This window comes from Pseudomonas sp. 25 R 14 (assembly GCF_900004755.1).
GTDB classification, from domain to species: domain Bacteria; phylum Pseudomonadota; class Gammaproteobacteria; order Pseudomonadales; family Pseudomonadaceae; genus Aquipseudomonas; species Aquipseudomonas brenneri.
Window position 1 is genome coordinate 48,487 of sequence record NZ_CVTS01000040.1, and the last position, 12,119, is coordinate 60,605.

Here is a 12,119-nt window from a genome sequence, read left to right on the forward strand (position 1 = left end):
CTGCGCAGTATACGCAAACGGCCCACGGCGCCATATATCGACAGCATGGGAGTTGTCTGCTAGCGCTGGCGAAACTGTGCTGCAGCCCGCAGAAACGTGGCCTGGGGCGCAATTATGACGGTTAAAATAACTGCGTCGGTAGCGCTGGAAAACGTCGCGATACCGTGCAATCTGTGCCAACTGACGTTCGGCAGCGGCCAGTCGTACCGTTTCGGGTGCCGTTGGCAGCGGTTTACGCTAGAATGCACGGCCTCAAAGCACACCCCCTTCCCGAGGCTGTCCCGAAGATGTTGATCCTGCGCGGCGCTCCTGCCCTTTCTGCCTTTCGCCACAGCAAACTCCTTGAGCAACTGAGCCAGAAGGTTCCAGCTGTTACAGGCCTGTACGCTGAATTTGCTCACTTCGCCGACGTCAACGGCGTTTTGACCGCCGACGAACAGCAAGTGCTGGCACGCCTTCTGAAGTACGGTCCCAGCGTTCCTGTTCAAGAGCCGACTGGCCGCTTGTTCCTGGTTCTGCCACGGTTCGGCACCATCTCGCCCTGGTCGAGCAAGGCCAGCGATATCGCCCGCAACTGCGGCCTGTCGAGCATCCAGCGCCTGGAACGCGGCATTGCCTTCTACGTGGCTGGCCAGTTCAGCGATGCCGAAGCCGAGCTGATCGCCAGCAGCCTGCATGACCGCATGACCCAGATCATCGTCAGCCAGCTGGAACAGGCTGCCGGCCTGTTCAGCCACGCCGAGCCCAAGCCGCTCACCGCGATTGACGTGCTTGGCGGTGGCCGCGCCGCCCTTGAGAAGGCCAACACCGAACTGGGCCTGGCCCTGGCCGAAGACGAGATCGACTACCTGGTCAACGCCTTCACTGGCCTTGCGCGCAACCCGCATGACATCGAACTGATGATGTTTGCCCAGGCCAACTCCGAGCACTGCCGTCACAAGATCTTCAACGCCAGTTGGGATATCGACGGCCAGAGCCAGGAAAAAAGCCTGTTCGGCATGATCAAGAACACCTACGTGATGCACAGCGAAGGCGTTCTGTCGGCGTACAAGGACAACGCCTCGGTGATTGTCGGCAGCGTCGCCGGCCGTTTCTTCCCGGACCCTGAGACCCGCCAGTACGGCGCGGTGCAGGAGCCGGTGCACATCTTGATGAAGGTCGAGACTCACAACCACCCGACCGCGATTGCCCCGTTCCCAGGCGCAGCCACCGGTTCCGGTGGCGAAATCCGCGACGAAGGTGCTACCGGCCGTGGCGCCAAGCCCAAGGCGGGCCTGACCGGCTTCACCGTGTCCAACCTGCAGATCCCGGGCTTCGAACAGCCATGGGAAGTGCCGTACGGCAAGCCTGAGCGCATTGTTACCGCACTCGACATCATGATCGAAGGCCCGCTGGGCGGCGCCGCGTTCAACAACGAATTCGGGCGTCCGGCGCTGACCGGTTATTTCCGTACCTTCGAACAGTCCATCACCACCCCCCATGGCGACGAAGTGCGCGGCTACCACAAGCCGATCATGCTGGCCGGCGGCATGGGCAACATCCGTGAAGAACACGTCAAGAAAGGCGAGATCCTGGTCGGCTCCAAGCTGATCGTGCTCGGCGGCCCGGCGATGTTGATTGGCCTGGGCGGCGGCGCGGCTTCCTCCATGGCCACCGGCACCAGCTCGGCCGACCTCGACTTCGCTTCGGTACAGCGCGAAAACCCAGAGATGGAGCGTCGCTGCCAGGAAGTCATCGACCGTTGCTGGCAGTTGGGTGACAAGAACCCGATCAGCTTCATCCACGACGTCGGTGCCGGTGGTTTGTCCAACGCCTTCCCGGAACTGGTCAACGATGGCGACCGTGGTGGCCGTTTCGAGCTGCGCAACATTCCAAACGACGAGCCGGGCATGGCCCCGCACGAAATCTGGAGCAACGAATCCCAGGAACGCTACGTACTGGCCGTTGGCCCGGCGGACTTCGAACGCTTCCAGGCCATCTGCGAGCGCGAGCGCTGCCCGTTCGCGGTGGTCGGCGAAGCCACTGCCGAGCCGCAACTGACGGTCACCGACAGCCACTTCGGCAACAGCCCGGTGGACATGCCTCTGGAAGTGCTGCTGGGCAAAGCCCCGCGCATGCACCGTTCGGCGGTACGTGAAGCCGAGCTGGGCGATGATTTCGACCCAAGCACTCTGGACCTGGCCGATAGCATCGAACGTGTGCTGCACCACCCGGCCGTGGCGAGCAAGAGCTTCCTGATCACCATCGGCGACCGCACCATCACCGGCCTGGTTGCCCGTGACCAGATGGTTGGCCCATGGCAGGTGCCGGTAGCTGACGTTGCCGTGACCGCCACCAGCTTCGACGTGTACACCGGTGAAGCCATGGCCATGGGCGAGCGTACCCCGCTGGCCCTGCTGGACGCCCCGGCGTCGGGCCGCATGGCCATTGGTGAAACCATCACCAACATCGCCGCTTCGCGCATTGGCAAGCTGTCCGACATCAAGCTGTCGGCCAACTGGATGTCTGCCGCCGGTCACCCGGGTGAAGATGCGCGACTGTATGACACCGTCAAGGCGGTGGGCATGGAGCTGTGCCCTGAGTTGGGTATCACCATCCCGGTGGGCAAGGACTCCATGTCCATGGCCACGCGCTGGAACGAAGACGGCACCGACAAGAGCGTCACTTCGCCGCTGTCGCTGATCGTCACCGGTTTCGCACCGGTCACCGATATCCGCCAGACCCTGACCCCGCAACTGCGCATGGACAAGGGCACCACCGACCTGATCCTGGTCGACCTGGGCCGTGGCCAGAACCGCATGGGCGCCTCGATCCTCGCCCAGACCCACGGCAAGCTCGGCAAGCAGGCACCGGACGTCGACGACGCCGAAGACCTGAAAGCCTTCTTCGCGGTGATCCAGGGCCTGAATGCCGACGGTCACTTGCTGGCTTACCATGACCGTTCCGACGGTGGCTTGCTGACCAGCGTCGTCGAAATGGCCTTCGCCGGTCACTGCGGCCTGAGCCTGAACCTCGACGGCCTGGCGGAAACGTCTGCCGATATCGCCGCCATCCTGTTCAACGAAGAGTTGGGCGCAGTGATCCAGGTTCGCCAGGACGCCACCCCGGACGTGTTGGCACAGTTCAGCGCCGCCGGCCTGGGCGACTGCGTGGCCGTGGTCGGCCAGCCGATCAACAACGGCGTGATCAACATTGTCTTCAACGGCGATACCGTGTTCGAAGGCCAGCGCCGCCTGTTGCAACGCCAGTGGGCCGAGACCAGCTATCAGATCCAGCGCCTGCGTGATAACGCGGACTGCGCCGAGCAGGAATTCGACGTGATCCTGGAGGAAGACAACCCGGGCCTGAGCACCAAGCTCAGCTTCGACGTCAACCAGGACATCGCCGCGCCTTACATCAAGAAAGGCATTCGCCCACAGGTTGCCGTATTGCGTGAGCAGGGCGTCAACGGCCAGGTGGAAATGGCGGCTGCATTCGACCGCGCCGGCTTCAATGCGATCGACGTGCACATGAGCGATATCCTCGCCGGTCGCGTTGACCTCAACGCGTTCAAAGGCCTGGTGGCCTGCGGTGGCTTCTCCTACGGCGACGTGCTGGGTGCCGGTGAAGGCTGGGCCAAGTCGGCCTTGTTCAACAGCCGTGCCCGCGATGCGTTCCAGGGTTTCTTCGAGCGTAACGACAGCTTCACCCTGGGTGTGTGCAACGGTTGCCAGATGATGTCCAACCTCAGCGAACTGATCCCGGGCAGCGAGTTCTGGCCGCACTTTGTGCGCAACCGTTCCGAGCAGTTCGAAGCCCGTGTAGCCATGGTGCAGGTGCAGGAGTCCAACTCGATTTTCCTGCAGGGCATGGCCGGTTCGCGCATGCCAATCGCCATTGCCCACGGTGAAGGCCATGCCGAGTTCGAAAGCGAAGAAGCACTGCTCGAAGCCGATCTGTCCGGCACCGTGGCCCTGCGTTTCGTCGACAACCATGGCAAGGTCACCGAAAGCTACCCGGCCAACCCGAACGGCTCGCCGCGCGGGATCACCGGCCTGACCAGCCGCGACGGACGCGTGACCATCATGATGCCGCACCCGGAGCGTGTGTTCCGCGCCGTGCAGAACTCGTGGCGCCCGGAAGAGTGGAACGAAGACGGCGCGTGGATGCGCATGTTCCGCAACGCTCGTGTGTGGGTGAACTAAGACGGTGTACAAGCTCGCCTTCTTCGTACCCGACAGCCATGTGGAGGCGGTGAAAACCGCCGTCTTCGTAGCCGGCGGCGGGCGCATCGGCGACTACGACAGCTGCGCCTGGCAAGTGCTGGGCCAGGGCCAGTTTCGCGCGTTGGACGGCAGCCAGCCGTTTATCGGGCAGATTGGCCAGGTTGAAGTGGTTGAGGAGTGGAAGGTCGAGCTGGTGGTGGCCGATGAGTTGATCAAGGCGGTCGTCGTGGCCTTGAAGCTCAGCCACCCCTACGAGACACCGGCGTATGAAGTGTGGCAGTTGGCGGATTTCTGATCGGCTGGCTGTTGAAACAAGAAACCCGCTGGGCCAGGTTGGTCAGCGGGTTTTTTGTTGGCTGTCATGTAGCCAGGATCAAGGTATCAATGGTTCACGGCGCGGGTCTCAACCCCACTTCAGCCTGCAGCGCCTCAATCAGTATGTTTTCGTAGCTGAAACGCTTGCCTTGCATGGGCTCCCAACGGTCGACATAAAACAGGCCGTTGTCGTCGACCTTGATTGGTGTCGACACTATTTCCCCGGTGCGGGAGCGGTGCAACACATTATTCTGTGCCGGTGATGGGCGTTCTATCAGGAACAGGCCTGGGCGATTCAAGCGTGACCGGTCCACCGGGACGAAGGGGGTAAGGGCTTTGATACCGTCAACGCCGGCGTCCAAGATGAAGTCACTGCGCAAGGCTCGCTTATAAGGGCTTACGCCCTCGGCAAATGTTTCCCAGTCACCAGGGCGGATATTCTGGGCCAGCGCAGGCGCCGTGTCCCGGACATGCAGGCTGACAGCACCTTGCAGCTGCACCAGGCCGGGTACTTCCAGATTGGTATTGGTGTGTACGCTGCCGACGAAAGCGACCCACTTGTGAGGCCCATGCGCAGCCTGGTCAGCCTTGATCACCTCAGAGGCGAAGTAGCTGAACATCCGGTTGCGCAACACGTCCGCGTCTCCCGCCCCCTTGATGTTGTAGCTGGCGGTGCAGTCCAGCGCCCGGATACGCAGGCCATGCTTGGCTGCGGTTTGGATGACCTCGGTGTAGGTGTTGCTGCCGGTGTAGTTCGGCATATGGCCTCGGTCCAACTGCCTGAGATAGTGCTTGAGATTGTCGGGCAGCCGTTGGGTACGCAGGAACACATCCAGGTCCGCCTGATGCATATCGGTCAGCAGGTGCTCAACGTACAGGGTCTTGAACTCCAGCTTCTTGAGTTTATTCATGTAGTCGCGCAGCAGTCGCTTGCTGGATTGAGCCCCGTGCCCTTCACCCAACACCAGCCCCGAGAACTCGCTGTGAGCAACGCTCTCCAGCAATGTGTCCGGTGCTTGCGGCGAGCCCAGCACGGAAGGATCGGGCCTTGTCGGTGGCACGTGGCTGTCCAGGTAGGTGTCTGCGTCTTTACTCAGGCGTGTTCTGGCCTCCTGAAAAGCCTGGAACGCTTCATGATGCTCTGGATTCTGTGGGAAGTAGCGGGTGTCCAGGCCATGGCGAGTATCGCTCTGTCGGCTGATGCTGTCCCGGAGCGCGGGGGGAATATCGTACTCACTGAAATGCGTCACGACGTCGGCCGGTGCTGCGCTGGCTGACGCGGCCTGTTCGGGAGCTTTGTACGCAGTGTGCAGGCTCAACCGGTAGTCGCCCCTGGCCGACGGGTCACCCGCGATAGCGCCCGGCGTGTCGATCCAGAGGCCCACGGGTTGGTTCGCGCCCACATCCTCCACGCGCAGTGCGACTGCATCCTGCAAGTCCGCCAGGCCAGGGGTTTGCTCGAATGTCCGCAGGCGCGAGTGATCCACGAGGGCAACCCAGCGTTCATCCTGTTCATTGAGGGCATCGGCCTCGATGGCTTTGTGGGTGTAGAAGTTCCTGATGCTATTGCCCCGTACCGTGGTCGGTGGGGTATCACCCATTTGCAGCGCATCGTCCAGCAGATAGGAGGTAGAGGCGTCCAGAGCCTTGATCTTCACTCCCTTCTCCTGGGCCTTTCGGACCAGCGAGACATAGGAATACTGGGCGTCCTCGGCAAAACCGAGCGCTTTATCGACGGCTCTCAGATGTCGTTCGATGTGCTTCCAGGATTTGCCGCTGTTGAGCTTCTCCAGTTTCAGGCGGAAGACATCGGTGGGCAGGTACTCGATGTAGAGATGCTTGAAGCCTTTGCTGACCAAGGCGTCCATCTGGGTGATTAGCAGTTGTTTACTGGCGATGGAACCCGGTATCGCGCCGATGACCAGGTTCTTGTTCCCGCTGAAGACGTCGCTGGTGATCAGCTGCGAAAGAGATGTGCTGGCGTCGAGGGCCGGGGGGTCGGCGCGGGCAGCCAGCGGGGCGAGGCTTTTGAAAAAGTCTTGGGCGTCTGCTGTCAGGCGCTCGGCTTGTTGCAGATAAATCGTGCGCAGGGATAGAAGCTCAATGGCGCCAGTTCCCCGTGCGACCTCCTTGGAGCCGAACTCCCATTCAGACCGCAATAGTATTCCTGCCCGCACCTGCGGGTTGAGCGCCAGCTCCATTTTGCCCGCGTACTTTGCCGGTATTTCATAGGGCTTGAGCTGTTCCGGAGTGTCGGGCAGTTTTTCATACTTGGGCGCGCCCCCGGTGATGCCGGTACGACTCCAGACGCCCTGTGCATCGGGGGCGGCCACGCGGGTGGTGGAAACCAGTTTGCCGGTGACCGGATCCAGTCGGTACAGCAAGTAGCGGCCGATTGCATCCGGGGTCTTTTTCGCCCACAGGGCCTCGCCACCGAACAGTACCGCCTGCATGTCCGCTAGCGCCAACAGTTTGGGTTGCAATGGCTGGATCAACTTCAAGGCTTCGCTTGGAACGGCAGCTATCTTGGCCGCTTGACGCAGGGGCGTTTTTGCAAGCTGTTTGAGCGAAACCAAGGCCGGTCGTAGATCGGTGAATACCGCACCGGCGCTGTTGAGCACGTAACCGATCAAGTGCTCGACGGCTGCTCTGGTATCGCCCTGTTGATAGGCGTGCAAGGCCAGCATGCCATCCTTGAACGCCAGCAACATGCCCAGGCTCAGGCTGAGGATGGGGAACGGCGCGGTGGCAATGGCGGTAACCCACTCCACGCAGGTCCACAGGATAGTGGAGACCATTTGGTGGCGATTGACCGTAGTGCCTTCAACATCGTCGATCTTGCGCTGCAGCTTCATGTTGTACAACGCCTGACGCAGGTCTATGAGTGGCGGCTGGCCGTGAGTCGAGTCATAGCGTGCGGGGCTGGCAGACGTCTTATCCAAGTCCTCGGGCAATTGCGCCTTGGCGTTTTCCAGGAAGGTGCGTACCCGGGTCTGTGACTGGGCACCGACTCGTAGCGTGAAGTAGCCGACCATCCCGGGCGTTTTTTTCAGCAGGTAATTGAATTGCCGTGCCTCACGAAAGCTAATGCCGTCCGGTGCGTTGGGGGTGTAGAGCAGCGTACGGAAACCGGCGTGACTGAAGAGAAAGCTGTCGATCACCCACTCACCGTCGACCAGTAGTCGATGGATGGCATAGGTGCCGCGCGTGTCGGCGGCGCTATCGCCCATACTGGCGATGCTACGATCCAGCCATTCCCAATCCACCCCGGCGATATACCCTTGCAGGCGGCACTCCAGGGCCGCACTTTGCATCTGGTACTGGGTAATGCTCAGGGTTGCATTACGCCGTAGCTCATAGCCCGCGCTGCTGGCATTCAGCAGCTGGGTCTTGACTTCGTTGATATAGCGCTGGCCAATCCAGACTCCGGTGACTGAGCGTGCGACCTTTTCAGCGGTCAATGGTCTCAGGTCAATATCTTTAGGGCCTTTGAAACGTGCAGCCCTTGAGAACTTCTCATCGAGAAAACCCACGCCGTCGGCATAGCCGTCACGGTACAGTTGGGTGTAGGTCAGGGGGGCGGGGGTCCATGAAGCGAGCAGCGCTGGTGGTGAAAAGGCCCAGACGGTATCGGGATCAACATCGTTCTGGCGGCGCCCCAGTAGTTCGTTCAGGCGCTTTTTCGCTTGCTCATGCAGGTAGCTGGAGAAGCTTTGGAAGCGTGCATCGGACAGCGGGAAGTCGTTGTAGGCTTGCAGCGCACCTTCGGCGTTTTCAGATAATTTCAGCAGTTTCTGGCGGTTGGCGGTACTGGTGGCGCGATACCAGTCCGGCGTGCTGAACGCATAGTCGTCGACCCGTGTCGCCAGCACATGCTGCGACATGGCCTGCAGGCAGTGGGCGTGGCTGCCGATGTTGCCAAACCGGACCTTTTGGTATTCCTGGGCGTGAGGCTTGCCGCTCAGGCCGCTCAATACCTGCTTCATTGCGCCGCGAAAACGCAGGGCGACTCGCTTGATCAGGTAGTCGGTCAGAGTACCCGGGGGGTGTTTCGCGCCATTGTCCAGGCTCCAGCCGAGGATGTGGCTCTGGCAGGCGATCTCACTGTCGAATGCCTGGAACTGCTGTTCCCGAGGTGCTTGTGGCGTACACAGCAGCAGGCGTGTGACTGTGCCACGGGCGTCGCTCTGGCGCAGCACCCACATATCCTGCAGCTGGGCTTCATGCAGTGACAGGGTCGCGGCGCTCAGGCGGGTGTCGGTGCCCTGGCGCAGGTTCTGCACCAACTGGAAGTCACCCTCACTGAGGTGGCCCTGGAGCAGAGCGGTATAGGCCAGCGCGTTGATCCGTTGGTCGAGCATCTGTTCGATCGCTTGGCTGGTTTCGGGCTTTGCATGCATCTGTTGCTGCACCGCCGCGAAGTCGAGGCGCGGTTGCAAGGTGTTGAGCGTTTGCGCCAGCCAGGCCACCGTCAAGTCCTTGTAGGCCTCGGGTAGAGGCGCCTCTTTATAGGTGAGCGTGGTTTTTTTCAGGAAGTCCGAGCCCGTCTGTTCGTCACCTTCGTGTAGCCCGCGCAAGGCCAGGTCGATCAGCGTACGGCGGTGTTCGTACTCGCCGATGGGGGCGACGTAACGGCGAGTGTTGATCACCAGGTGTTCTGGCGCCAGGTCGTGGATATCCAGCTCGTCGCTCAGTCGTTCGAGGACTTGATAACGGGCCAGGGTTTGTGGCGTGGTGACCGGGCCCAGCAGATCAAGCAGGTTCTCGCGGGCTGCGTTGTACTCCGCCAGGTGGCCGGCGAGCGTGATTCGGCGAGCATCGCTGGCGCTGCGGTACCAGTCTGGGGCGCTATGGCGCAGGTAACGTTCCAGCAGGCGTTGGGCGCGCCACGCCAGGCGTGAAGTCAGGTCGGGCAGCGAGGCCACGATGGCTTGATCCAGTGCGTTGATCAACTTATCCATGGCCTGTTCGGGGTTGCCCACGAGGTTCAGCGCGTGGTCGATGTCTTCGGTGCGCTTGTTGATCAGGGCGTTATAGGTGTGTTCGAACAAAGGCCTGTCGTTGATGGGCGTCAGCTCCAGCGGCCAGATCGCACCGGGTGTGATGTCGTGGTAGCGCACCGGTAACAGTTGCATGAAGGCGTGCCGCTGCGCTGAGTCGTCCATGCCCCGCTGTAAATGCGTATTCAATTGAGGCAGAGAGCCAAAGGCTTCAATCCCACGGGTAGGGGTGAACAGCATGACTTCGCCAACGGCCGGCATGGGCGACAGGTCGGTGATTTGCGGGCTGGATTTTTCGGTCAGGACAAAGGCCCCGGCCAGTTCGATGGGCCGCTCCTGATAGCGCAAGGTCAAGGCGTAGAAGCCAGGGCGCAGGGTGCTGCCCAGCGGCACGCGCTCCAGCATGGCTTGCTGGTGTGGGTGCAACAGCCGGTCCTGGGTGCTGAGGGTCGTCTCATTGGCCAGGGCGGTGAAGCCTGCCTCAAAGGTCATGAAGGATTTGCAGGGTTTTCCATCGATTTGCTCGTAGAGGTCGAGCTGTTGCAGGTGTGCGTTGAGCGTGGTCTTGAGCGAAGCCAGCTGTTGGGGCAGGTCACTTTGTTTGAGTGATTGATAAAGAGCCCGGCCCTTGCGCAGGAACTGCTGCCGGTAGTTCGTCAGGATGGCGTTGGTTTTTTCCAGATAAGCCAGTTCGACTGATGGTTTATGTGCGGGCAACAGTGATGCTTTGACGTCGAGCAGGTGATGACCGATCTGATTGAGGTTGCCTTTGATGCCTTCAAAGGCTTGGGTTGATGTGCTCACAAGTACGTTCTCCATGCTGGGGATAAGAACCCGCAGCATGGGGAGTCGCGCCTTTGGCAGGGCAGTAGATAAGTAGCGGCGTCAGGCGCCGGTGCGCACCGTGTTGCGGCTGGCCAGGGCCTTGAGTGCAGTGCTCAAACCCTGTGCCGATTCGCCCACCAGCAGGTGCCAGATACCGTCGTCGAGCTGGCTGATACCCTGGCACCCCAGGGCCTTGAGTTGCTGCTCTGACAGCATCTGGTCATCGGCCAGTTGCAGGCGAATGCGGGTCATGGCTACACAATCCAACAGCAACACATTGTCTGCGCCGCCCAGTGCATTTAGCCATTGCTCGGCGTGTGACGGTGTAACGGTGCTGGCTTGAGGGAGAGGAGCGACGGATGGCGACGCGAGCTGGCTGGATGCAGGCATGGCCAGACGAATTTCATCGGCAATGCTGTCAGCCATTGGCCCCACCACCACTTGCAAGCTGCCGCCGTTGCCGGGACGCACCACTGCCATCGCGCCCAGGGCCTTGAGTTCTGCATCCACCGCCTTGCTGCGATCGACCATATCCAGGCGCAGGCGTGTGGTGCAGGCGCCGACGCTGAGCAGGTTGTCGGCACCGCCCAGGGCACGGATGTAGGCGGTAGCGCGCTGGTTGTCGGTCATGGCTTCGGCCTGCGCCACCTGGATATCTTCACGGCCAGGGGTTTTCAGGTTGAAGCGACGGATGCAATAGTTGAACACGCTGTAGTAGATCACCGCGTAAGCCAGGCCCACCGGGAAGACCAGCCAACCATTGGTGGACTTGCCCCAGCCCAGCACCATGTCGATAAACCCACCGGAGAAGGTAAAGCCCAGGTGGATATTCAGCAGGTTGGTGACGGCCATCGACAACCCGGTGAGTAGCGCATGTAGCAGGTACAGGAACGGTGCGAGGAACATGAAGGCGAATTCGATCGGCTCGGTGACCCCGGTGAGGAATGAGGTCAGGGCCATCGACAGGAAGATCCCGCCCATGATCTTGCGCCGCTCTGGAAGGGCGTTGCGGTACATCGCCAGACACGCGGCGGGCAGGCCGAACAGCATCACCGGGAACATTCCGGTCATGAACTGGCCGCCTTTCGGGTCGCCGGCAAAGTAGCGGGTCAGGTCGCCCGTGACCACCGCGCCGGTGACCGGGTCGGTGAAGCTGCCGAATACAAACCAGGCCATGTTGTTGAGGATATGGTGCAGCCCGGTGACGATCAGCAAGCGGTTGAACACGCCGAACACAAAGGCGCCGAGGCTGCCGCTTTCCATCAGCAGCACGCCGAAGCTATTGATGCCGTGCTGCACCGGCGGCCAGATCAGCCCGAAAATCACTCCCAGGCCCACCGCCGAAAACCCGGTGACAATCGGCACAAACCGCCGCCCGCCGAAGAACGCCAGGTACTCCGGCAGCTTGATGTCCTTGAAGCGGTTGTACAGCGCGCCGGCCATCAGACCGCTGACGATCCCGGCCAGCATGCCCATGTTGATGGTGCTGTCCATCACCTTGAGCGTGGAGACCATCACCAGGTAACCGATGGCTCCGGCAAGGCCGGCCGTGCCGTTGTTGTCGCGGGCAAAACCCACGGCGATGCCGATGGCGAAGATCAGCGCCAGGTTGGCGAAGATCGCTTGCCCGGCATCGTGCATCACCGCGATGTTCAGCAGGTCGGTGTCACCCAGGCGCAGCAGCAGGCCGGCAATCGGCAGGATCGCGATGGGTAGCATCAGCGCACGGCCAAGGCGTTGCAGGCCTTCGATAAACAGTTGGTACATGGCGAGT

4 protein-coding genes are annotated in these 12,119 nt (G+C 61.3%); 2 read left to right on the forward strand and 2 right to left on the reverse strand.

What is annotated here, in order from left to right:
* Window positions 1-287 precede the first annotated feature (287 nt).
* Both purL and BFQ03_RS13250 read left to right on the forward strand, forming a co-directional pair.
* On the forward strand, window positions 288-4,184 hold the full coding sequence (purL, locus tag BFQ03_RS13245) for a phosphoribosylformylglycinamidine synthase (protein ID WP_065943321.1): 3,897 nt from the start codon (window positions 288-290) through the stop codon (window positions 4,182-4,184).
* 4 nt (window positions 4,185-4,188) lie between these two features.
* Window positions 4,189-4,500, forward strand: a complete 312-nt coding sequence (locus tag BFQ03_RS13250) for a YqfO family protein (protein WP_065943322.1) — start codon at window positions 4,189-4,191, stop codon at window positions 4,498-4,500.
* A 94-nt stretch (window positions 4,501-4,594) separates the two neighbouring features.
* Here the strand turns inward: BFQ03_RS13250 and BFQ03_RS13255 are convergent, their stop codons facing one another.
* Together BFQ03_RS13255 and nagE are read right to left on the reverse strand one after the other, a co-directional pair.
* Window positions 4,595-10,324 carry a membrane-targeted effector domain-containing toxin gene (locus tag BFQ03_RS13255; RefSeq protein WP_065943323.1) on the reverse strand — a complete coding sequence of 1,910 codons (5,730 nt, stop codon included), beginning with the start codon at window positions 10,322-10,324 and terminating at the stop codon, window positions 4,595-4,597.
* A gap of 81 nt (window positions 10,325-10,405) precedes the next feature.
* Complete coding sequence (nagE, locus tag BFQ03_RS13260) at window positions 10,406-12,112, reverse strand: N-acetylglucosamine-specific PTS transporter subunit IIBC (RefSeq protein ID WP_032858263.1); 1,707 nt, start codon at window positions 12,110-12,112, stop codon at window positions 10,406-10,408.
* Window positions 12,113-12,119 lie beyond the last annotated feature (7 nt).

Bases quoted from the DNA above. Each gene is read 5' to 3' on its own strand.
- nagE (WP_032858263.1), bottom strand. From the start codon at position 12,112: ATGTACCAACTGTTTATCGAAGGCCTGCAACGCCTTGGCCGTGCGCTG.
- purL (WP_065943321.1), top strand. From the start codon at position 288: ATGTTGATCCTGCGCGGCGCTCCTGCCCTTTCTGCCTTTCGCCACAGC.